The following is a 22,481-nucleotide window of genomic DNA, read 5'->3' as shown; positions in this document are numbered from 1 at the left end:
ATGCCTATGCTCGTGCAGAGAATTTCCTGATACCAGATAAACAAAAAACCCCGGCCTTTCGGTCGGGGTTAATGCTTAATTTGATGCCTGGCAGTTCCCTACTCTCGCATGGGGAGACCCCACACTACCATCGGCGCTACGGCGTTTCACTTCTGAGTTCGGCATGGGGTCAGGTGGGACCACCGCGCTACGGCCGCCAGGCAAATTCTGTTTATTGACCGCTATGCTCGCGCATAACCATCAATCTAATCCTGAACTAAGCTGAAAATCTCTCTAAAACACCTTCGGTGTTGTAAGGTTAAGCCTCACGGATCATTAGTACTGGTTAGCTCAACGTATCACTACGCTTACACACCCAGCCTATCAACGTCGTAGTCTTCAACGTTCCTTCAGGACCCTTAAAGGGTCAGGGAGAACTCATCTCGGGGCAAGTTTCGCGCTTAGATGCTTTCAGCGCTTATCTCTTCCGCATTTAGCTACCGGGCAATGCCATTGGCATGACAACCCGAACACCAGTGATGCGTCCACTCCGGTCCTCTCGTACTAGGAGCAGCCCCCCTCAATTCTCCAGCGCCCACGGCAGATAGGGACCGAACTGTCTCACGACGTTCTAAACCCAGCTCGCGTACCACTTTAAATGGCGAACAGCCATACCCTTGGGACCTACTTCAGCCCCAGGATGTGATGAGCCGACATCGAGGTGCCAAACACCGCCGTCGATATGAACTCTTGGGCGGTATCAGCCTGTTATCCCCGGAGTACCTTTTATCCGTTGAGCGATGGCCCTTCCATTCAGAACCACCGGATCACTAAGACCTGCTTTCGCACCTGCTCGAGCCGTCACTCTCGCAGTCAAGCTAGCTTATGCCTTTGCACTAACCTCACGATGTCCGACCGTGATTAGCTAACCTTCGTGCTCCTCCGTTACGCTTTAGGAGGAGACCGCCCCAGTCAAACTACCCACCAGACACTGTCCGCAACCCGGATCACGGGTCTACGTTAGAACATCAAACATTAAAGGGTGGTATTTCAAGGTTGGCTCCACGCAGACTGGCGTCCACGCTTCAAAGCCTCCCACCTATCCTACACATCAAGGCTCAATGTTCAGTGTCAAGCTATAGTAAAGGTTCACGGGGTCTTTCCGTCTTGCCGCGGGTACACTGCATCTTCACAGCGATTTCAATTTCACTGAGTCTCGGGTGGAGACAGCCTGGCCATCATTACGCCATTCGTGCAGGTCGGAACTTACCCGACAAGGAATTTCGCTACCTTAGGACCGTTATAGTTACGGCCGCCGTTTACCGGGGCTTCGATCAAGAGCTTCTCCTTACGGATAACCCCATCAATTAACCTTCCGGCACCGGGCAGGCGTCACACCGTATACGTCCACTTTCGTGTTTGCACAGTGCTGTGTTTTTAATAAACAGTTGCAGCCAGCTGGTATCTTCGACTGCCTTCAGCTCCACCCGCGAGGGGTTTCACCTACCGACAGCGTGCCTTCTCCCGAAGTTACGGCACCATTTTGCCTAGTTCCTTCACCCGAGTTCTCTCAAGCGCCTTGGTATTCTCTACCTGACCACCTGTGTCGGTTTGGGGTACGATTCAATGTTACCTGATGCTTAGAGGCTTTTCCTGGAAGCAGGGCATTTGTTACTTCAGCACCGTAGTGCCTCGTCATCACACCTCAGCGTTAACAGAAGTCCGGATTTACCTAAACTTCCCGCCTACATGCTTAAACCGGGACAACCGTCGCCCGGCTAACATAGCCTTCTCCGTCCCCCCTTCGCAGTAACACCAAGTACAGGAATATTAACCTGTTTCCCATCGACTACGCCTTTCGGCCTCGCCTTAGGGGTCGACTCACCCTGCCCCGATTAACGTTGGACAGGAACCCTTGGTCTTCCGGCGAGCGGGCTTTTCACCCGCTTTATCGTTACTTATGTCAGCATTCGCACTTCTGATACCTCCAGCAAACCTCACAGTTCACCTTCGACGGCTTACAGAACGCTCCCCTACCCAACAACACATAGTGTCGCTGCCGCAGCTTCGGTGCATGGTTTAGCCCCGTTACATCTTCCGCGCAGGCCGACTCGACCAGTGAGCTATTACGCTTTCTTTAAATGATGGCTGCTTCTAAGCCAACATCCTGGCTGTCTGTGCCTTCCCACATCGTTTCCCACTTAACCATGACTTTGGGACCTTAGCTGGCGGTCTGGGTTGTTTCCCTCTTCACGACGGACGTTAGCACCCGCCGTGTGTCTCCCGTGATAACATTCTTCGGTATTCGTAGTTTGCATCGGGTTGGTAAGCCGGGATGGCCCCCTAGCCGAAACAGTGCTCTACCCCCGAAGATGAGTTCACGAGGCGCTACCTAAATAGCTTTCGGGGAGAACCAGCTATCTCCCGGTTTGATTGGCCTTTCACCCCCAGCCACAAGTCATCCGCTAATTTTTCAACATTAGTCGGTTCGGTCCTCCAGTTAGTGTTACCCAACCTTCAACCTGCCCATGGCTAGATCACCGGGTTTCGGGTCTATACCCTGCAACTTAACGCCCAGTTAAGACTCGGTTTCCCTGCGGCTCCCCTATACGGTTAACCTTGCTACAGAATATAAGTCGCTGACCCATTATACAAAAGGTACGCAGTCACCCCATAAAGAGGCTCCCACTGCTTGTACGTACACGGTTTCAGGTTCTTTTTCACTCCCCTCGCCGGGGTTCTTTTCGCCTTTCCCTCACGGTACTGGTTCACTATCGGTCAGTCAGGAGTATTTAGCCTTGGAGGATGGTCCCCCCATATTCAGACAGGATACCACGTGTCCCGCCCTACTCTTCGAACTCACAACTTGTGCATTTTAGTGTACGGGAGTATCACCCTGTACCCTGCGACTTTCCAGACGCTTCCACTAACACACAAACTGATTCAGGTTCTGGGCTGCTCCCCGTTCGCTCGCCGCTACTGGGGGAATCTCGGTTGATTTCTTTTCCTCGGGGTACTTAGATGTTTCAGTTCCCCCGGTTCGCTTCATTACGCTATGTATTCACGCAATGATAGTGTGACGAATCACACTGGGTTTCCCCATTCGGAAATCGCCGGCTATAACGGTTCATATCACCTTACCGACGCTTATCGCAGATTAGCACGTCCTTCATCGCCTCTGACTGCCAGGGCATCCACCGTGTACGCTTAGTCGCTTAACCTCACAACCCGAAGATGTTTCGCTTCAGATTATGAAAATTTGAGAGACTCGAACATGTCTTAACCTCATTCTTTATTACGGAAGAATGAGACGACATGTCGTTTCAATTTTCAGCTTGTTCCGGATTGTTAAAGAGCAAATATCTCAAACATGACTCTTTCAAGTCAGCTTTGAGATATAACGGCACGCAACTTTCACTTACATACCAGCAAGTGGCGTCCCCTAGGGGATTCGAACCCCTGTTACCGCCGTGAAAGGGCGGTGTCCTGGGCCTCTAGACGAAGGGGACACTGAAGTCTCAATCGCAAGACGCCTTGCTTCTCTACATCTATCAGACAATCTGTGTGAGCACTACGCGGGTTGTATCTATTAGGTAAGGAGGTGATCCAACCGCAGGTTCCCCTACGGTTACCTTGTTACGACTTCACCCCAGTCATGAATCACAAAGTGGTAAGCGCCCTCCCGAAGGTTAAGCTACCTACTTCTTTTGCAACCCACTCCCATGGTGTGACGGGCGGTGTGTACAAGGCCCGGGAACGTATTCACCGTAGCATTCTGATCTACGATTACTAGCGATTCCGACTTCATGGAGTCGAGTTGCAGACTCCAATCCGGACTACGACGCACTTTATGAGGTCCGCTTGCTCTCGCGAGGTCGCTTCTCTTTGTATGCGCCATTGTAGCACGTGTGTAGCCCTACTCGTAAGGGCCATGATGACTTGACGTCATCCCCACCTTCCTCCAGTTTATCACTGGCAGTCTCCTTTGAGTTCCCGGCCGAACCGCTGGCAACAAAGGATAAGGGTTGCGCTCGTTGCGGGACTTAACCCAACATTTCACAACACGAGCTGACGACAGCCATGCAGCACCTGTCTCAGAGTTCCCGAAGGCACCAATCCATCTCTGGAAAGTTCTCTGGATGTCAAGAGTAGGTAAGGTTCTTCGCGTTGCATCGAATTAAACCACATGCTCCACCGCTTGTGCGGGCCCCCGTCAATTCATTTGAGTTTTAACCTTGCGGCCGTACTCCCCAGGCGGTCGACTTAACGCGTTAGCTCCGGAAGCCACGCCTCAAGGGCACAACCTCCAAGTCGACATCGTTTACGGCGTGGACTACCAGGGTATCTAATCCTGTTTGCTCCCCACGCTTTCGCACCTGAGCGTCAGTCTTTGTCCAGGGGGCCGCCTTCGCCACCGGTATTCCTCCAGATCTCTACGCATTTCACCGCTACACCTGGAATTCTACCCCCCTCTACAAGACTCAAGCTTGCCAGTTTCGAATGCAGTTCCCAGGTTGAGCCCGGGGATTTCACATCCGACTTAACAAACCGCCTGCGTGCGCTTTACGCCCAGTAATTCCGATTAACGCTTGCACCCTCCGTATTACCGCGGCTGCTGGCACGGAGTTAGCCGGTGCTTCTTCTGCGAGTAACGTCAATCACTAAGGTTATTAACCTTAATGCCTTCCTCCTCGCTGAAAGTACTTTACAACCCGAAGGCCTTCTTCATACACGCGGCATGGCTGCATCAGGCTTGCGCCCATTGTGCAATATTCCCCACTGCTGCCTCCCGTAGGAGTCTGGACCGTGTCTCAGTTCCAGTGTGGCTGGTCATCCTCTCAGACCAGCTAGGGATCGTCGCCTAGGTGAGCCATTACCCCACCTACTAGCTAATCCCATCTGGGTTCATCTGATGGCAAGAGGCCCGAAGGTCCCCCTCTTTGGTCTTGCGACGTTATGCGGTATTAGCTACCGTTTCCAGTAGTTATCCCCCTCCATCAGGCAGATCCCCAGACATTACTCACCCGTCCGCCGCTCGTCACCCAGGAGCAAGCTCCCCGTGCTACCGCTCGACTTGCATGTGTTAGGCCTGCCGCCAGCGTTCAATCTGAGCCATGATCAAACTCTTCAATTTAAAAGTGTTTGATGCTCAAAGAATTAAAACTGTTTATAAAATCAGTAGTCACTCTTCAAGACTTGATATTTGTTTGCATCCGAAGATGCTTAGATATCAATCCTGCGAGTGCCCACACAGATTGTCTGATAAATTGTTAAAGAGCAGTGAGTCAGTCGCTTTCGCTTGCTAACTCGAGGTGGCGTATAATACGCTTTCCTCTTTCAGAGTCAACCCTTAATTTCAGGATTTTTAACTCTCATCGCCGCCGTTACTCTGTGATGTTGTTCACATGTTCCGTGTCGATGGAGGCGCATTATAGGGAGTTCTCCCGGCGCTGCAACACTAAAATGACAGAAAAATGACTGACTGCTGCATTCCACAGCAAAACCCCGCCTTATACCCTTTTGCACACAGACTTATCCACAATCCGGATTTGAACTTAAAATTCGCGAGCGTGACGCAAACGTTTTCGCTACAATGCACCGCGATAAAATGGACACCCCCGATGGGGGCGTTAGCTGAGTTTTCGTCTCTTCTTTTCCTTAATTTCCCTTTTCTGCGCCGCCAGAACTAAGGTGAAGACTAAAATTCAGCTAACGCTCTTCTATATGCGAACCAAAGCCAAGGGATAAAACCATGTCACAACGTCGTCCTGTACGCCGCGCACTGCTCAGTGTTTCTGACAAAGCCGGTATCGTCGAATTCGCTCAGGCCCTCTCCCAACGTGGAGTGGAGCTGCTGTCCACCGGCGGAACCGCCCGCCTGCTGGCAGAAGCAAACCTGCCGGTAACCGAAGTCTCCGACTACACCGGTTTCCCGGAGATGATGGACGGACGCGTCAAAACGCTGCACCCGAAAGTTCACGGCGGCATTCTGGGCCGTCGCGGCCAGGACGATGCCATCATGGCGGAGCACGCCATCTCTCCTATTGATATGGTCGTCGTTAACCTTTATCCGTTTGCCCAGACCGTTGCCCGCGAAGGCTGCTCTTTAGAAGATGCCGTTGAGAACATCGACATCGGCGGCCCAACCATGGTTCGCTCCGCAGCCAAGAACCATAAAGATGTGGCGATCGTAGTAAAGAGCAGCGACTACCAGGCGATCGTTGCCGAGCTGGACTCTAACGAAGGATCCCTGACGCTGGAAACCCGCTTCGATCTGGCGATCAAAGCTTTCGAACATACTGCCGCATACGACAGCATGATCGCTAACTACTTCGGTAGCCTGGTCCCGGCCTATCACGGCGAAAGTAAAGATCCTGCAGGGCGCTTCCCACGCACGCTGAACCTGAACTTCATTAAGAAGCAGGATATGCGTTATGGCGAAAACAGCCACCAGCAGGCCGCCTTCTATATAGAAGAAGAAATTAAAGAAGCATCCGTGGCAACCGCGACCCAGGTTCAGGGCAAAGCGCTCTCCTATAACAACATCGCGGATACCGATGCGGCACTGGAATGCGTGAAAGAGTTCGACGAACCGGCCTGCGTTATCGTTAAACACGCCAACCCTTGTGGCGTGGCCGTCAGCGGTTCCGTTCTCGAAGCCTACAACCTGGCTTATAAAACCGATCCAACCTCTGCCTTCGGCGGCATCATCGCTTTCAACCGTGAGCTGGATGCAGAAACCGCACAGGCCATTATTTCCCGTCAGTTCGTCGAGGTTATTATCGCCCCTTCCGCTAGCGAAGAAGCGCTGAAGATCACCGCGGCCAAACAGAACGTTCGCGTCCTGGTTTGCGGCCAATGGCAGAAGCGCACGGCAGGCCTCGATTTCAAACGCGTCAATGGCGGCCTGCTGGTTCAGGATCGTGATTTAGGTATGGTAACCGCAGGCGATCTGCGTGTAGTCACAAAACGTCAGCCGACCGAGCAAGAACTGCATGACGCGTTGTTCTGCTGGAAAGTGGCGAAGTTCGTGAAATCCAACGCCATCGTTTATGCCCGTGACAATATGACCATCGGCATAGGCGCAGGCCAGATGAGCCGGGTCTATTCCGCCAAAATTGCTGGTATCAAAGCCAGCGATGAAGGCCTGGAAGTAAAAGGTTCTGCCATGGCCTCCGATGCCTTCTTCCCGTTCCGCGATGGCATTGATGCGGCAGCCGAAGCTGGCGTGAGCTGCGTTATCCAGCCGGGCGGTTCTATTCGTGATGATGAAGTCATTGCCGCCGCCGACGAGCATGGGATCGCGATGATCTTCACCAACATGCGCCACTTCCGCCATTAATTACCGGAGCGTTTATAGATGAAAGTTTTAGTTATTGGCAACGGCGGGCGCGAACACGCGCTGGCCTGGAAAGCGGCTCAGTCTCCTTTAGTACGTACTGTATTTGTTGCGCCAGGTAACGCGGGCACCGCGCTGGAGCCAGCGCTGCAGAACGTTGCTATCAGCGCGACAGACATTCCAGCTCTGCTGAGTTTTGCGCAGAATGAAAAAATCGACTTAACCATCGTCGGCCCGGAAGCGCCGCTGGTTATTGGCGTAGTGAATGCCTTCCGCGCCGCTGGCCTGAAAATCTTCGGGCCTACCGAAGGGGCTGCACAGCTGGAAGGCTCGAAGGCTTTTACCAAAGACTTCCTGGCCCGCCACAATATCCCAACGGCAGAATACCAAAACTTTACCGAAGTTGAGCCTGCGCTGGCTTATCTGCGCGAGAAAGGCGCGCCTATCGTGATTAAGGCCGACGGCCTTGCTGCGGGTAAAGGCGTTATTGTCGCAATGACGCTGGAAGAAGCAGAAGCTGCCGTCAATGACATGCTGGCCGGGAACGCGTTTGGCGATGCGGGCCACCGCATTGTTATTGAAGAGTTCCTCGACGGCGAAGAAGCCAGCTTTATTGTGATGGTAGATGGCGAGCACGTTCTGCCGATGGCCACCAGCCAGGATCATAAACGCGTTGGCGATGGCGATACTGGCCCGAACACCGGCGGTATGGGCGCTTACTCCCCCGCTCCGGTTGTGACTGACGAAGTGCATCAGCGCACCATGGAACGCGTGATTTGGCCGACCGTGCGCGGTATGGCTGCCGAAGGGAACACCTACACGGGCTTCCTGTATGCCGGGTTGATGATCGACAAGCAGGGTAACCCGAAGGTGATTGAGTTCAACTGCCGCTTCGGCGATCCGGAAACTCAGCCCATCATGCTGCGTATGCAGTCAGATCTGGTTGAGCTGTGCCTCGCGGCCTGCGACGGCAAGCTGGATGAGAAAGACTCTAAGTGGGACGAACGTCCGGCTCTGGGCATCGTGCTGGCGGCGGGTGGTTATCCGGCCGATTATCGCAACGGCGACGTTATCCATGGTCTGCCGCTGGAAGAAGTGGCCGACGGCAAGGTGTTCCACGCTGGGACTAAGCTCAGCGAAGATGACCGCGTACTCACCAACGGCGGGCGCGTATTATGCGTGACTGCATTGGGCGAAACGGTTGCCAAAGCGCAACAGCGCGCGCTGGAGCTGAAAAAAGAGATTCACTGGGAGGGCAGTTTCAGCCGCTCGGATATCGGTTATCGCGCTATTGCGCGTGAAAACGCGAAGTAATCTCGACAGCACACACTAAACCGCCCGCGTGGCGGTTTTTTTATACCTAGAAATCGCCAGGCTTAGGCTGCCAGCTGCAGAAGTTCTGGTTCGCCACCAGCAGCAGCTGTGAACCTTCCGGGGCTTCCAGCCAGGCAATGCTGACGTCAAGGGATGAGTTGCTCTGACGGCGCGCTATATGGCTCAGGGAGGCGCTATCAAGCTTTGGCGATAACGTTTCGCCTTCGCAGGTCGTTACCGTGCCGTTCTGGTGCCAGCGCCCCTGGCGCAGCACAACGTGACCGATGCGAAGCGCTTCACTGGTCTCACGAATACGATTGGCGTTGAACTGGTACAAAGCCACCTGATCGTTAGAAAGCTGCTGCTTCTGACTATTCACTTCCCTCTGCATAAAGCTCAGGTCGCCGTGGTCGTCAAAGCGGACTTTGACATGCTCCGGCTGCTTGCCCTGAATATTGAGTTCGATGAACGTCAGTTTGTCACCCTGCCAGCGGTATTCACCGGTGGTGGTGGCGCCGTGCTGCCACGGGCTAAATGCAGTAAGGATATGGGTGGATTCATCGGCGTTGTCTTTTCGCCAGATGCGCACCACGCCCTGGTCGGCAACATAGCCGGTAGCGGTAAAGGGAGGGAGTTTGTTACTGCTGCATGCCGTGAGCGCCAGTACACCCGCCAGCGCCAGTAGCGGACGCCAGACGGACAAAAGGGGCGTAAACGCCCCTCTGTTAAAACTGTTCACTGACACGCGTTAACTTACTTAACCGCGTCTTTCAGTGCTTTACCAGAAACAAATGCCGGCACGTTAGCAGCAGCAATTTTGATTTCTTTACCGGTCTGCGGGTTGCGGCCAGTGCGCTCAGCACGGTGGTTCACTTTGAAGGTACCGAAACCAACCAGTTGTACAGCATCACCTTCTTTCAGAGACTCAGTAATTGCAGCCAGAGTGGATTCCAGAGCAGCTTTAGCCTGTGCTTTAGACAGGTCAGCCTTGTCAGCAATTACATCAATCAGTTGAGTCTTGTTCATAAGTTATCCTTACAATGTGTTTATCGCTTGCTAAGCATCGAGTGCGACGGAAATGCCTAAAAAGCACTCTCCTGCATACACGCACCGATAGCCACTTTTATTCGCCCCACAAATGTAGACCAGACGGGGGGTTAATTGGAAGCCTCCAGGGAGGACAAATCAGACTGTATGTCACGTTTTACTGTCTTACTGCTGCAAATTTATACCGATATTACTGATACTGGCCTCACGGAGGTCAGCACGAAGCCCTTTAATGAGCTCAATATCGCGTTCTTCGCAGTCCGCCAGCAGCCGGAAAATCTCCCACTGAATGTCCCATTCTTCTTCTACCGCCGGGTTTGCTCTCAACTCCTCGTCGGTCATTTCACGACCGGCCTGAGTCATTTCCAGCATCGCCACCGAAGTGATTGAACATTTACTGACTTCGATTGCGTGCTCCAGCGTTTCACCCGAGAGACGGGAGTGAATAAGCTCACTCAACGCCACGCACGCGTCAATCGCCGGATAGACACCGTAAATATCATAGTCGTCAGCCGCAGGAATTGCCTCTTCAAGTTTCTCTAACTGACTATCAAAGTTCACTTTGGCATCTTTCACCGTTTGGGTTTCCCAAACCAGGTCAAGGATCTTGCGATAAAGCTGGGGATCGCCAAAGCCGGTTTGCTGGCAAAACATGGCGTAGTTCGGGTACATACGCTCGCACAAAGAAGCCATAAAGGTGACGTGCTGCCAGCTTTCCAGCTTCTCCAGGCGTAAATGAATAGGGTTCTGTAACATGACGGTGTCTCAAAGACGGAAAATTAGCGGCAGTTTACCTGAATCACCTGCCGATTGCTTGCAGGCGCTTAAAAGCCGGGCGCCCGGAGGCAACGGCATCGGCCCAACGGGTTGGCTCCGGTAAACGGTAGCCACCCATGCAGCGCTCCACCCAGGCTAACGCTCCGTCGAGGCTTACGCGGTGTCCGGTAGAAATAAACAAAGGATTACAGCGTTTTTTACTGCGCCAGACCCACGCCAGTTGCTCGCCCTTGTCCATCAACGGCGCACGAGCGCCGGGTTCTTCCCCCAACGGTTCAAACTTCCCGCACAGCCGCTTTTTCGCCACGCCAATCGTCGGTACGTCCACCAGCAGGCCAAAATGGCTGGCAACGCCCAGACGACGGGGATGGGAGATGCCGTGGCCATCCACAAACACTAAATCGGGTTTTTGCGACAGCATGCCCCACGCCTCAAGCAGCGCGGGATATTCGCGGAAGGATAAAAAACCGGGGATATAAGGCATGGTGGTGGCAATTCTTGCCACCTGATATTCAACCAACTCAAGAGATGGATAACTCAACAAAACGATGGCCGCGCGGGTGACGTCTCCGCCTTGTTCAAACCCCACATCGGCCCCGGCGATCAACCGAGGTGGATCCTGCTCAAGACGATCCTCATGGATCACCTTTGAGGCCAGATCCAGCTGTTGCTCTCGCAGTAAGGTGAGATCCATCTCTTGCTACCTTAAGCCTGGTGGTATTGCGCGGACAGGCGATGTACTGCTTCCACAAAGACGCCAGCATGCTCTGGCGGAACGTCCTGGTGAATACCATGCCCAAGGTTGAAGACGTGCCCTTCTCCCTGCCCGAAACCAGCCAGGATCGTAGCAACTTCTTCTTCAATGCGTGCAGGCTGAGCGTAAAGCATGGAAGGGTCCATGTTGCCCTGCAGCGCGACTTTATGGCCTACGCGACGGCGAGCATCTGCGATGTCCGTTGTCCAGTCGAGGCCCAGCGCGTCACAGCCGGTTTCCGCCATCGCTTCAAGCCACTGCCCGCCGCCTTTGGTGAACAGCGTCACCGGCACACGGCGGCCATCGTTTTCACGCAGCAGGCCATCGACGATTTTGTGCATGTAGTAGAGCGAGAATTCTTTGTAATCACGGCCGCTCAGCACGCCGCCCCAGGTATCAAAGATCATCACCGACTGCGCACCCGCGCGGATTTGCGCGTTCAGGTACAGCGTCACGCTCTGCGCCAACTTATCCAGCAGCAGGTGCAGTGCTTTCGGATCGGCAAACATCATTTTCTTGATCACGGTGAAGGCTTTGCTGCTGCCGCCTTCCACCATATAAGTGGCCAGCGTCCACGGACTGCCGGAGAAGCCAATCAGCGGCACTTCGCCCTTCAGTTCACGGCGAATGGTGCGCACCGCGTTCATCACGTATGCCAGCTCGCCCTCCGGATCGGGAATCGGCAGCTTTTGAACGTCGGCCAGGCTTTGAATCGGGGAGCTAAAGCGCGGGCCTTCCCCGGCTTCAAAGTACAGCCCAAGCCCCATCGCATCCGGGATGGTCAGAATGTCCGAGAAGAGGATCGCCGCATCCAGCGCATAACGGCGCAGCGGTTGCAGGGTAACTTCGCAGGCCAGCTCGGCATTTTTGCACAGCGACATAAAGTCACCCGCCTGAGCGCGCGTCGCCTTATATTCCGGTAAATAACGCCCTGCCTGGCGCATCATCCACACCGGGGTGACATCTACCGGCAAGCGCTGCAGCGCGCGCAGGTAACGATCGTTCTTCAGTTCAGTCATGTTTACCTTTCCTTTAGCTGTATCGCCGCAGTCTATCATTCATAGTCCGCGCGACACAGGGCGACGGTATCTTCAATTAAGCGGCGCGCCACGGTGCCCGGCGGCGGTAACAGCGGCAACTGGTCATAGCGATACCAGCCCGCATCCAGCAGCTCTTTCGGGTCAATCTTGATTTCACCACTGTGATAATCCGCCATGAATGCAGTCATCAGTGACTGCGGGAACGGCCAGGGCTGGGAAGTTACGTAGCGCAGGTTTTTCACCTGAATGCTGCTCTCTTCCATGACTTCGCGAGCCACCGCCTGCTCCAGTGTTTCGCCCACTTCGACAAACCCAGCCAGCACGGTGTAGACGCCGTTGCGGTGGCGCGTGTGCTGAGCCAGCAAGATATGATCTTCCTTACGGATAGCGACAATAATGCAGGGGGCGATTTGCGGGTAATAGCGTTCGCGACAGTGCCCGCAGAGCATCGCCCATTCGTTTTTGCTGAAGTGCATTTCATGCCCACAGTAACCGCAATACTTATGCGAGCGATAAAACTCTGCCAGTTGGACGCCGCGCCCGGCCAGTTGGAACAGGCCCACATCGCGATCCAGGAGCTGGCGCAGCGAGCCCATGTCCGAGCGGCGATTTTCGCGAATCAACCAGACGGGCTCACCTTCCCACTCACCGATATCCAGAGCGCGGCTGCCTATGAGCTGAAATTCTGCCGCGCTGCCGTGAGGTAAGTCACCCTGCGGCAACCATATTTTTTGCTCATGGCTGACTATCCACCAACCATGATCTAAGTTTTGAATAACACGTTCCATAACCTGGTGCACATCCCCGTGTTCACTGATATAAACAATTAGTTTTTACTTTTTTGGGTTAGTTTGCGTTCAATCTTTTAACTCACGGAGTCTCAATCATGCTGAACCAGTTAGCCAATCTGACTGAGCGCGTTGGTGGTAGTAATGAGTTAGTTGACCATTGGCTGCAGGCCCGTAAGCACCTGTTGGTCGCCTATTACAACATGGTCGGGATCAAGCCTAACAAGGAATCGCACACCGCGCTCGACGAAAAAGCGTTAGACAATTTTTGCCACGGCCTGGTGGATTACCTCTCTTCCGGTCATTTCAGTATCTACGAGCGAATCATCAGCAACCTGGAAGGCAGCAGTCCGCTGCTAAGCGCAGCCCAGCTTTACCCTCAACTGGAAGCTAACACCCAGCAAATCATGGACCTCTACGATTCCCATCTGGAAAACGCCATCGACCGCGACAGCTGGGTCGAGTTTCAGCAGGCGCTGTCGGAGATTGGCGAGTGCCTGGAGTCCCGCTTCACCCTTGAGGATAAGCTAGTCCTCCTGGCTATTGATAACAACCTTGACGGCAGCGCCAGCGATCCTGCCGGGCTGGCAAGTCCAGCTTGAGTTGTTAGCTATTAACGAGTAATTTACAACTTTCCCGCCGCAAGGTGGGATCATTCTTGTCGGAGTGCCGAGTGCGTTATGCACCGGCTGAGACCGTTAATTCGGGATCCGCGGAACCTGATCAGGTTAGAACCTGCGAAGGGAACAAGAGTAATTCTGTCTTTGGGTACACCCGTTCTCGGGCGGCCCATATCCATTACTCCTTCCGTTGTCCTGACAAGCCATATCCTGACTAAACCTGGAATGAGCTATGTCTGCATCTGAAAAAAAACCTGGCCGCCGCGAACAACGCGCCGCCGCCCAACACTTTATCAACACGCTTGAAGGCACCGCCTTCCCTAACTCCAGACGCATCTATCTGACCGGATCACGCGAAGATATCCGCATCCCGATGCGCGAAATCCAGCTCAGCCCAACGCTCACCGGTGGGAGCCAGGATGCCCCGCAATATCAGCCGAACGACGCTGTCCCCGTCTACGATACTTCCGGCCCCTATGGCGATCCCGACATCGCCATAAACGTGTTACACGGGCTAAATCCCCTACGCAGCGCCTGGATTGCCGACCGAGGCGACAGCGAAACGCTGGATGAACGCAGCTCCGCTTACACAAAAGCGCGTCTTGCCGACGACGGCCTGGACGAATTGCGCTTTGAAACTCAGTCCAAACCTCGCCGGGCAATAGCAGGACAATGCGTCACCCAGTTGCATTACGCCCGCAAAGGCCTTGTCACCCCGGAGATGGAATTCATCGCCATTCGTGAAAATATGGGGCGCGAGCGCATTCGTGATGCTGTCCTGCGCCACCAGCATCCCGGTGAAGGGTTTGGGGCCCGCCTGCCGGAAAACATCACGCCGGAGTTTGTCCGGGATGAAGTCGCCGCCGGGCGAGCGATTATTCCCGCCAATATCAACCACCCTGAATCAGAGCCGATGATTATCGGCCGCAATTTCCTGGTGAAGGTCAATGCCAATATCGGCAACTCGGCGGTCACGTCTTCTATTGAAGAGGAGGTGGAGAAGCTGGTGTGGGCCACCCGCTGGGGGGCAGACACGGTGATGGACCTTTCAACCGGCCGCTATATTCACGAAACGCGGGAATGGATCCTGCGTAACAGCCCGGTGCCCATCGGCACAGTCCCCATCTACCAGGCACTGGAGAAAGCGAACGGTATCGCCGAAGACCTGAGCTGGGAGATGTTCCGTGACACGCTGCTGGAGCAGGCAGAGCAAGGCGTGGATTACTTCACCATTCATGCGGGCGTGCTGCTTCGCTATGTCCCGATGACCGCGAAGCGCCTGACCGGAATTGTGTCACGCGGGGGATCAATTATGGCGAAGTGGTGCCTGTCCCATCATCAGGAAAACTTCCTGTATCAGCACTTCCGTGAAATTTGCGAAATCTGCGCCGCCTATGACGTTTCCCTTTCCCTGGGCGATGGCTTACGTCCGGGCTCCATCCAGGATGCCAACGACGAAGCTCAGTTTGCCGAACTGCATACGCTGGGCGAGTTGACCAAAATTGCCTGGGAGTACGATGTCCAGGTGATGATTGAAGGCCCGGGGCATGTGCCGATGCAGATGATTCGCCGCAACATGACCGAAGAACTGGAGCATTGTCACGAAGCACCTTTCTACACCCTTGGTCCGCTCACGACCGATATCGCGCCGGGATATGACCACTTCACCTCCGGCATTGGCGCCGCCATGATTGGCTGGTTTGGTTGTGCGATGCTTTGCTACGTCACGCCGAAAGAGCACCTCGGCCTGCCGAACAAAGAGGACGTTAAGCAGGGGCTGATCACTTACAAGATTGCCGCTCACGCCGCGGACCTGGCCAAAGGGCATCCGGGCGCGCAAATACGCGACAACGCGATGTCCAAAGCACGCTTTGAATTCCGCTGGGAAGATCAGTTCAACCTGGCGCTCGACCCCTTCACCGCCCGCGCTTACCACGATGAAACCCTGCCGCAGGAATCCGGCAAAGTCGCGCATTTCTGTTCCATGTGCGGCCCGAAGTTTTGCTCTATGAAGATCACCCAGGAAGTGCGCGATTACGCTGCCAAACAGGCGAGGGATGCTGGCATGGAAGATATGTCCCAACACTTCCGCGCCCGGGGCGGTGAAATTTATCTCAGACAAGAGGAAGCATAATGTCCAGACTCATTTTCCCAGCCACGTCACGCAGGCTGGGCCTTTATCCAGTCGTCGACAGCGTGGAGTGGATCGAACGCCTCCTCGGGGCGGGCGTCAAAACCATCCAGCTCCGCATTAAAGATAAACGCGATGCAGACGTTGAAGCTGACGTCATCGCCGCCATTGCGCTGGGCGAACGCTACAACGCCCGCCTGTTCATCAACGACTACTGGCGACTGGCCATCAAACACGGCGCCTACGGCGTACATCTCGGCCAGGAAGATATGGATGTCGCCAATCTGGCGGCGATAAGCGAAGCCGGGCTTCGGCTGGGGCTTTCAACCCACGACAACATGGAAATGGATCGCGCCTTAAGCGCTAACCCGTCCTACATTGCGCTGGGCCATGTCTTCCCTACCCAAACCAAGCAAATGCCCTCCTCCCCGCAGGGGCTGAATAAGCTGGCAGAACATATCCAGACGCTGGGTGATTATTCCACTGTCGCCATCGGCGGGATAAGCATCAATCGTGTGCCTGCCGTGTTAGCTACCGGCGTGGGCAGCGTCGCCGTCGTCAGCGCCATTACGCAGGCTCCCGACTGGCGAGCGGCCACGAGGCAATTACTCGACCTGGCAGGAACTGGCGATGAATGACGCGGATTTTATGCGCTACAGCCGCCAGCTGCTGCTGGAAGACGTGGCGATTGAAGGGCAGGAAAAACTGCTGTCCAGCACGGCGCTGGTCGTCGGTCTGGGCGGCTTAGGTTCACCTGCCGCGCTGTATCTCGCCGCCGCTGGCGTAGGCAAGCTTATCGTCGCGGACGATGACAAGGTGCATATCAGCAATCTCCAGCGCCAAATCCTGTTCACTTCAGAAGATATTGAGCGCCCGAAATCTTCGGCGGCCCACCAGCATTTGCAGCGCCTTAACCCAGGCGTAAAAATTGTTTCGCTGACAGAGAGGCTGACGGGGGATTCTTTGACAGAAGCCGTGCACGAAGCCGACGTGGTGCTGGACTGTAGCGACAATATGGCAACCCGCCAGGCGGTTAACGCCGCCTGCGTGGCCGGGAATACGCCGCTTATCACCGCCAGCGCCGTCGGTTTTGGCGGCCAGATGATGGTCCTGACACCGCCCTGGGGGCATGGCTGCTACCGCTGCGTCTGGCCTGACGAGAGTGAACCTGAACGCAACTGCCGCACCTCCGGCGTCATCGGCCCGGTCGTGGGCGTGATGGGTACCCTCCAGGCACTGGAAGCCATCAAATTGCTGACCGGTATGGCACCGGCTACTGGCGAGCTGCGTCTGTTTGACGCCCGGCAGCACAGCTGGCGCACGCTAATGATGCAAAAATCAGCCACCTGCCCGGTCTGCGGAGGCCACGATGCGCATTCAGTTTAACGATGAACCTCTGGAATGTACGGCTGGCCTGACGCTCGCAGCCCTTCTGGCCCAGCTTGATCAGGGCAAAACTGGCGCGGCGCTCGCCGTTAATCAAACCATTATCCCGCGCGACCAGTGGAGCAATCATCTGCTGCGCGAGGGCGATATCATTCTGCTGTTTCAGGCAATTGCCGGGGGCTGACATGTTACAGATTGCCGATAAAACCTTTTCCTCTCGCCTGTTCACCGGCACCGGAAAATTCTCCTCCAGCCAGATGATGATCGACGCGATTCGTACTTCTGGCTCACAGCTTGTCACCATGGCAATGAAACGCGTGGATTTACGTGGCCATAGCGATGATATTCTTCTGCCGCTACAGCAGGCGGGCGTGCATCTGCTGCCCAATACTTCCGGGGCAAAAACGGCAGAAGAAGCTATTTTTGCAGCCCAGCTTGCCCGCGAAGCGCTGGGAACAAACTGGGTTAAGCTGGAAATTCATCCTGATGCCCGCTATTTACTTCCTGACCCGATTGAAACGCTGAAGGCCGCCGAAACGCTGGTCAAACAAGGATTTGTGGTGCTGCCTTACTGCGGCGCCGACCCCGTGCTCTGCAAACGCCTCGAGGAAGCTGGCTGTGCGGCCGTGATGCCGCTCGGCGCGCCCATCGGTTCAAATCAGGGTTTGCAAACCCGCGCGCTGCTGGAAATCATCATTGAGCAATCCCGCGTGCCGGTTGTTGTCGATGCGGGGATCGGTGCCCCAAGCCATGCGGCCGAAGCCTTAGAGATGGGCGCTTCTGCCGTGCTGGTCAATACCGCCATAGCGGTCGCCCGTGATCCGGTGCAAATGGCTCAGGCGTTCCGTCTGGCCGTGGAAGCTGGAAGCCTTGCGGCACAGGCCGGGTTAGGCTCTCGCCACCAGCAGGCGCAGGCCTCCAGCCCGCTGACCAGTTTCCTGCAGTTTAGCGAGGAGAATGCCTGATGGCGGAAACCTTTACCGACCGCTGGCGGCAGTTGGACTGGGACGATATCACTCTGAGCATTAACGGTAAGACGGCGGCGGACGTCGAACGGGCAATTCACTCGCCCCGCCTGACGCGCGAGGACTTGATGGCTTTGCTCTCCCCCGCCGCCAGCCGCTACCTCGAGCCTCTTGCCCAGCGGGCGCAGCAGCTTACGCGCCAGCGCTTCGGCAACACCGTCAGTTTTTACGTGCCGCTCTATCTCTCTAACCTGTGCGCCAACGACTGCACCTATTGCGGTTTTTCCATGAGTAATAAGCTGAAACGCAAAACGCTGGATGAAGCGGAGATTGAACGGGAATGTGCAGCTATTCGTGAGCTGGGGTTCGAACATCTTTTGCTGGTGACCGGCGAACACCAGACCAAAGTCGGCATGGATTATTTCCGCCAGCATCTGCCGGCTATCCGCAGCCGCTTTAGTTCGCTGCACATGGAAGTCCAGCCGCTGGACGAGCATGAGTATGCCGAACTCAAAACCCTCGGGCTTGATGGCGTGATGGTGTACCAGGAAACCTATCACCCGGCGACCTACGCCCAGCACCACCTGAAGGGCAACAAGCAGGATTTCTTCTGGCGACTGGAAACACCCGACAGGCTGGGACGCGCGGGCATTGATAAAATCGGCCTCGGCGCGCTGATTGGGCTGTCGGACAGCTGGCGCACCGATTGTTTTATGGTGGCTGAACATTTGCTCTGGCTACAGCAGCGCTACTGGCAAAGCCGCTATTCCATCTCCTTCCCACGCCTGCGCCCGTGCACCGGCGGCGTAGAACCAGCCTCAATCATGACTGAACAGCAACTGGTACAGGTGATCTGCGCATTCCGCCTGCTTGCGCCGGACGTGGAACTGTCGCTTTCAACCAGAGAATCACCGTGGTTCCGCGACCACGTGATCCCGCTGGCGATAAACAACGTCAGCGCGTTTTCGAAAACACAGCCCGGCGGCTATGCCGATAACCATCCAGAACTTGAGCAGTTTGCTCCTCACGATGGCCGAACGCCTCAGGAAGTGGCCGCCGTGCTCCGCCAGTCAGGTTTGCAGCCTGTCTGGAAGGACTGGGATCACTTTTTGGGAAGGAACGCGCAACCCTGATGTAACACACGGCAAGCGGAAGGATAGGTCTCGACGTTTACCGTAAGAACGCCACCAGGATGTTGCCGCTTCCCTGCCGTTCAAATACTGTCCTCCGGTCAGCATAGATGACTGACCGGAGCGGCAGCAAACGCTTCCTCACGCCGCTCCGCCTTCTCAACTGCCGTCTTGATTCTTAGAGAAAAAGCAAAAATGTAACCGGTTTCAGTTTTCTGTGGTTTCTTTTGTGATACCTGACACACAATCGGGTTAAAGCGGTTGTTGCCTCCCCCTCTGACGGATAAATATCTCTGTATCCTTCGGACATTGAGAGCGAACTATGAAAAATATCGTGTTGTGTTGTGCTGCAGGTATGTCGACCAGCATTCTGGTTCAACGTATGGTTGATGCCGCACAAAAGAAAGGCATCGAGGTCTCTATCAAAGCTGTGCCTGTGGCAGAGTTTAAAGAGAATATCGAACGCGCCGACATCGTTCTGCTTGGTCCGCAGGTGAAATATGAGCAGGCCAAACTTCAGGCCCTTGCCGATCCTCTGGGTAAAAAAGTCGCCGTTATCGACATGATGGATTACGGTTTGATGAAAGGCGACGTGGTGCTTGATAAAGCCCTGAAAATGATGGAGTAAGATGTGGAAGATTTAGAGTCAATTATTATGGAACTGCTGGTCAATGCCGGCAGCGCACGTAGCCAGGCCCTGACTGCTCTGCAGCTGGCACGTAAAGGTGACTTTGAGGGTGCCGAGAAGGCAATGGAAGAGTCACACGAATTCGTGAAACACGCCCATAAAATCCAGACCCAACTGATTGGCCTGGATGAAGGCTCCGGCAAACTGCCGGTAAACCTGATTACCGTTCACTCTCAGGATCACCTGATGAACGCGATGGTCATTCAGGATCTGGCCACCGATATGATTGAGCTTTACCGCCGCCTGCCGCTGGTGAAATAAGTTCGCTCAGCCTGACCAGACAAAATGTCCGCATTGCGGGCATTTTGTTTTTCATCTACGTCTACTGCTAAAAGTCGAGATCTGCCTTTCGCCTTGTTTTGTGGCATAACACTGCATAAAGCCTTGAGCTGCATCGACAGAGATTACTATGCCCGCCATCCCACTGCCTTTTTACACGTTAACCGTTCTCCTTCTTCTACTGTTGAAGATCCTGTTTTCCAGGCATGCGGAATACCGTAATGCGGCGATATTCCTCTCGGGATGTGCAATCCTGATCCTGATGTCGGCGCTACGGTGGACGTTTGATGCCGTCATTCTGCGCCAGCTCCAGTCTCTTGCTGCGATTGCACTTCCGCCACTGGCCTGGTACTGCTTCGCCAGCCTGCCCAGGCAGCGCGGTGGGCCAAAAATCGCAGCCTACTGGCTTGCCCCTCTTTCAGCGCTGATCGTGAATCTCGCGGCGCCAGCGATGACGGATATCGCATTGATGTTCTTGTTTATCGGATATGGCTCTGCCTTGATCAAAATATCCCACCTGGGCGTTGATAGCTTTATTTTCAGTCGGTTAAGTGATGCTAACATCACTGCATCGACGGCTTTTTTCGCAGGTTGTTTCCTTTGTTTTTCCGGCCTGGTTGATTTAGCCATAGCGGTAGATTTTCGTTTTTTTGGAGGCATGCAGGCTCCGATATTAGTGGCGCTATCCCAGACGCTGCTACTTCCGTTTATCGGTATGGCTGTTGTATTTAAGGGCAAAGTCGCGCCTCCGCCAAAGATGCCTGATGCTCAGAAAGAAGCAGTGCAGGAGCATAATGACGAGGAGTTGACGGCGCTATACCATCATATTGAGAAAACCCTCTTAGAAGATAAGTTGTTTCTTGATCCTGACATTACGCTCAGCCTCATCGGAAAAGCATCAGGGATAGCGCCACGACAGCTTTCACGTGCCATAAATCAGATCTGCGGCTGCAATGTCTCTCAGTGGGTCAACGGGTTTCGCGTCAGGCACGCTCAGGCACTGCTGCGCAATACCGGCGTCCCGGTGACCCAAATCATGCTGGACTCAGGTTTCTCAACAAAATCTCACTTCAATAAAGAGTTTGCCCGCCTTAGTGGGTCAACCCCGACGGACTTCCGGCGTTTAGCGGGTGAAAATCCAGTGCCTGATTAACAAATTCGCCGATTTCACGACCAAGAGAAGCATGGATGGCTGCTCTGCTAATGGAGCCACCATCCATACAGACAATGCCTTCTCCCGGGTTTGCTTGCTCAATAAGTTCGGTAGCCCCTGGCTTACATAATTGCATAAAGCTGAAGTGCGTCGCCCCTGGTACGCTAACATCCCGACGCTGTTTTTGAGGAATATAACGCGCCAGATATGCCGACTCGAGACTGGCGGGTAACTCTTCGCTGTCTGACTGGGCAGACATGACCAAAACGGGGACAGCTATTTGTGCCAGGCTGGCGGGTGAAAAACCGCGGGCCAGGCCAAGATCAAGCGAGACAATGGCTTTGATGCGCGGATCGCGAGCGTCTTTCGACAATGGTGCCGCTGATTCCTGCCGGTCTATCCCTAAGGTGTGCAGCAGTTTACAGCCTGACAATACTGAATGCAGTTTACAATCCTGTAAGAACCGGTCAGCGTCAAAACGCCCACCAGCCAGTTCTATCACTGTCCAACCGCCTAATGAATGCCCTACGGCCGCGATGCGCTGCGGATCGATCTTCCCGGCAATGTCTGGCGAAGCCATCAACGCGTCCAATACTCGCCGGAGATCCTGAGGGCGCTGCCAAAGCCGTTGCGCTTCGGCCTCATTTTTATTACCAAATGTTGTCCCGGGGTGATTCACCGCCGCAACAATATAGCCCTGAGCGGCCATCAGGCTTGCCAGCCAGTTCAGATTGCGCCAGCTACCGCCATACCCGTGGGATAGCAGCAACAGCGGGTGCACTTCATTGTCCGGGGTGGCGTTCAGTAACGCATGAGTCCCCTTAAATACAACGTTATCGCCAACAAGCTCTGGATTGCCCGTCTGCCGGGTCGGATACCAAACGGCCATTTCAAGAGGCAGGGAACTCTGTTCATCCAGTAGACGCTGGCGAAAAGCGGTTTCACCATAGGCCGTTTGGCTGAACATACAGAACAAACTAAAAAGGAAAAGGATCCGTGACATTGTGATTCTCCGGTGAAGTAAACAGAGCTGCATTCTGTTTGTCTTCGCTGGGCAAATCGTCCTGAAACACGATCGAGTACCTGTTTTT

Annotated in this window: 19 protein-coding genes, 1 tRNA gene, 3 rRNA genes and 1 riboswitch; of the genes, 12 read left to right on the top strand and 11 right to left on the bottom strand. The window is 54.6% G+C overall.

Translation table 11 applies throughout. From position 1 onward, the window contains the following. Window positions 1–85: 85 nt before the first annotated feature. The 4 genes from rrf to LH86_RS06370 all read right to left on the bottom strand — a co-directional run bounded on the left by rrf (window position 86) and on the right by LH86_RS06370 (window position 5,113). Window positions 86–201: ribosomal RNA gene (gene rrf, locus LH86_RS06385) — 5S ribosomal RNA — on the bottom strand. A 93-nt stretch (window positions 202–294) separates the two neighbouring features. Further along, window positions 295–3,200, bottom strand: a 23S ribosomal RNA gene (locus tag LH86_RS06380). A 212-nt stretch (window positions 3,201–3,412) separates the two neighbouring features. Then, window positions 3,413–3,488: transfer RNA gene (locus LH86_RS06375), tRNA-Glu, on the bottom strand. A gap of 85 nt (window positions 3,489–3,573) precedes the next feature. After that, window positions 3,574–5,113 (bottom strand): 16S ribosomal RNA (locus LH86_RS06370). Together the 16S, 23S and 5S rRNA genes with 1 tRNA gene alongside form the textbook arrangement of a ribosomal RNA operon. 618 nt (window positions 5,114–5,731) lie before the next feature. Between LH86_RS06370 and purH the strand changes: the two genes are divergently transcribed. Both purH and purD read left to right on the top strand, forming a co-directional pair. Then, the gene (gene purH / locus LH86_RS06365; protein WP_039299400.1) at window positions 5,732–7,321 is read left to right on the top strand and encodes a bifunctional phosphoribosylaminoimidazolecarboxamide formyltransferase/IMP cyclohydrolase; all 1,590 of its coding nucleotides are present in this window, start codon (window positions 5,732–5,734) and stop codon (window positions 7,319–7,321) included. Window positions 7,322–7,339: 18 nt separating this feature from the next. Further along, on the top strand, window positions 7,340–8,632 hold the full coding sequence (gene purD, locus LH86_RS06360; protein WP_039299397.1) for a phosphoribosylamine--glycine ligase: 1,293 nt from the start codon (window positions 7,340–7,342) through the stop codon (window positions 8,630–8,632). 46 nt (window positions 8,633–8,678) lie between these two features. Here purD and LH86_RS06355 read toward each other — a convergent pair whose 3' ends face one another. The 6 genes from LH86_RS06355 to nudC all read right to left on the bottom strand — a co-directional run bounded on the left by LH86_RS06355 (window position 8,679) and on the right by nudC (window position 13,038). Beyond that, window positions 8,679–9,371 (bottom strand): DUF1481 domain-containing protein, encoded by a 693-nt coding sequence (locus tag LH86_RS06355; RefSeq protein WP_039299394.1) that lies wholly within the window; start codon window positions 9,369–9,371, stop codon window positions 8,679–8,681. 14 nt (window positions 9,372–9,385) lie between these two features. Beyond that, window positions 9,386–9,658, bottom strand: a complete 273-nt coding sequence (hupA, locus tag LH86_RS06350) for a nucleoid-associated protein HU-alpha (protein ID WP_002884342.1) — start codon at window positions 9,656–9,658, stop codon at window positions 9,386–9,388. Between the two features lie 186 nt (window positions 9,659–9,844). Continuing rightward, the gene (locus LH86_RS06345) at window positions 9,845–10,435 is read right to left on the bottom strand and encodes a YjaG family protein (RefSeq protein WP_039299389.1); all 591 of its coding nucleotides are present in this window, start codon (window positions 10,433–10,435) and stop codon (window positions 9,845–9,847) included. Between the two features lie 43 nt (window positions 10,436–10,478). Continuing rightward, window positions 10,479–11,150: a deoxyribonuclease V gene (nfi, locus tag LH86_RS06340; protein ID WP_039299386.1), complete on the bottom strand. Its 672-nt coding sequence runs from the start codon at window positions 11,148–11,150 to the stop codon at window positions 10,479–10,481. A gap of 11 nt (window positions 11,151–11,161) precedes the next feature. Continuing rightward, the gene (gene hemE, locus LH86_RS06335; protein WP_008460163.1) at window positions 11,162–12,229 is read right to left on the bottom strand and encodes a uroporphyrinogen decarboxylase; all 1,068 of its coding nucleotides are present in this window, start codon (window positions 12,227–12,229) and stop codon (window positions 11,162–11,164) included. Window positions 12,230–12,264: 35 nt separating this feature from the next. Continuing rightward, the gene (nudC, locus tag LH86_RS06330; RefSeq protein WP_039299382.1) at window positions 12,265–13,038 is read right to left on the bottom strand and encodes an NAD(+) diphosphatase; all 774 of its coding nucleotides are present in this window, start codon (window positions 13,036–13,038) and stop codon (window positions 12,265–12,267) included. A 98-nt stretch (window positions 13,039–13,136) separates the two neighbouring features. On the opposite strand from nudC, the gene LH86_RS06325 reads away from it, so the two are divergent. From LH86_RS06325 to LH86_RS06280, 10 genes are all read left to right on the top strand, one after another. Then, entirely contained in the window at window positions 13,137–13,640 is a 504-nt protein-coding gene (locus LH86_RS06325) for an Rsd/AlgQ family anti-sigma factor (RefSeq protein WP_008460161.1), read from the top strand. A gap of 50 nt (window positions 13,641–13,690) precedes the next feature. Then, window positions 13,691–13,801: riboswitch (TPP riboswitch) on the top strand. Window positions 13,802–13,890: 89 nt separating this feature from the next. Then, window positions 13,891–15,792, top strand: coding sequence for a phosphomethylpyrimidine synthase ThiC (gene thiC / locus LH86_RS06320; protein WP_039299379.1), 1,902 nt, complete (start codon window positions 13,891–13,893; stop codon window positions 15,790–15,792). Next, window positions 15,792–16,427 (top strand): thiamine phosphate synthase, encoded by a 636-nt coding sequence (thiE, locus tag LH86_RS06315; protein ID WP_156107013.1) that lies wholly within the window; start codon window positions 15,792–15,794, stop codon window positions 16,425–16,427. The genes thiC and thiE overlap by 1 nt, the downstream gene beginning before the upstream one ends. Next, window positions 16,420–17,175, top strand: a complete 756-nt coding sequence (locus LH86_RS06310; protein WP_039299375.1) for a HesA/MoeB/ThiF family protein — start codon at window positions 16,420–16,422, stop codon at window positions 17,173–17,175. The genes thiE and LH86_RS06310 overlap by 8 nt, the downstream gene beginning before the upstream one ends. Further along, window positions 17,159–17,359 (top strand): sulfur carrier protein ThiS, encoded by a 201-nt coding sequence (thiS, locus tag LH86_RS06305; RefSeq protein ID WP_039299373.1) that lies wholly within the window; start codon window positions 17,159–17,161, stop codon window positions 17,357–17,359. The genes LH86_RS06310 and thiS overlap by 17 nt, the downstream gene beginning before the upstream one ends. A gap of 1 nt (window position 17,360) precedes the next feature. Continuing rightward, window positions 17,361–18,140, top strand: coding sequence for a thiazole synthase (thiG, locus tag LH86_RS06300; protein ID WP_039299371.1), 780 nt, complete (start codon window positions 17,361–17,363; stop codon window positions 18,138–18,140). Continuing rightward, window positions 18,140–19,273, top strand: coding sequence for a 2-iminoacetate synthase ThiH (thiH, locus tag LH86_RS06295; RefSeq protein ID WP_039299367.1), 1,134 nt, complete (start codon window positions 18,140–18,142; stop codon window positions 19,271–19,273). The genes thiG and thiH overlap by 1 nt, the downstream gene beginning before the upstream one ends. A 319-nt stretch (window positions 19,274–19,592) precedes the next feature. Continuing rightward, complete coding sequence (locus LH86_RS06290) at window positions 19,593–19,898, top strand: PTS sugar transporter subunit IIB (protein ID WP_008460154.1); 306 nt, start codon at window positions 19,593–19,595, stop codon at window positions 19,896–19,898. Window positions 19,899–19,901: 3 nt separating this feature from the next. After that, window positions 19,902–20,219, top strand: a complete 318-nt coding sequence (locus LH86_RS06285; protein WP_008460153.1) for a PTS lactose/cellobiose transporter subunit IIA — start codon at window positions 19,902–19,904, stop codon at window positions 20,217–20,219. 148 nt (window positions 20,220–20,367) lie between these two features. After that, complete coding sequence (locus LH86_RS06280; RefSeq protein ID WP_039299364.1) at window positions 20,368–21,390, top strand: helix-turn-helix domain-containing protein; 1,023 nt, start codon at window positions 20,368–20,370, stop codon at window positions 21,388–21,390. Here LH86_RS06280 and LH86_RS06275 read toward each other — a convergent pair. Next, the gene (locus tag LH86_RS06275) at window positions 21,329–22,393 is read right to left on the bottom strand and encodes an alpha/beta hydrolase family protein (protein WP_039299362.1); all 1,065 of its coding nucleotides are present in this window, start codon (window positions 22,391–22,393) and stop codon (window positions 21,329–21,331) included. The two genes, LH86_RS06280 and LH86_RS06275, sit on opposite strands and share 62 nt — an antisense overlap. Between the last annotated feature and the right edge of the window lie 88 nt (window positions 22,394–22,481).

Origin of the sequence: Cedecea neteri, assembly GCF_000758325.1 — a bacterium.
Lineage (GTDB): Bacteria > Pseudomonadota > Gammaproteobacteria > Enterobacterales > Enterobacteriaceae > Cedecea > Cedecea neteri_B.
This window is presented reverse-complemented; position numbering and strand designations above follow the sequence as displayed.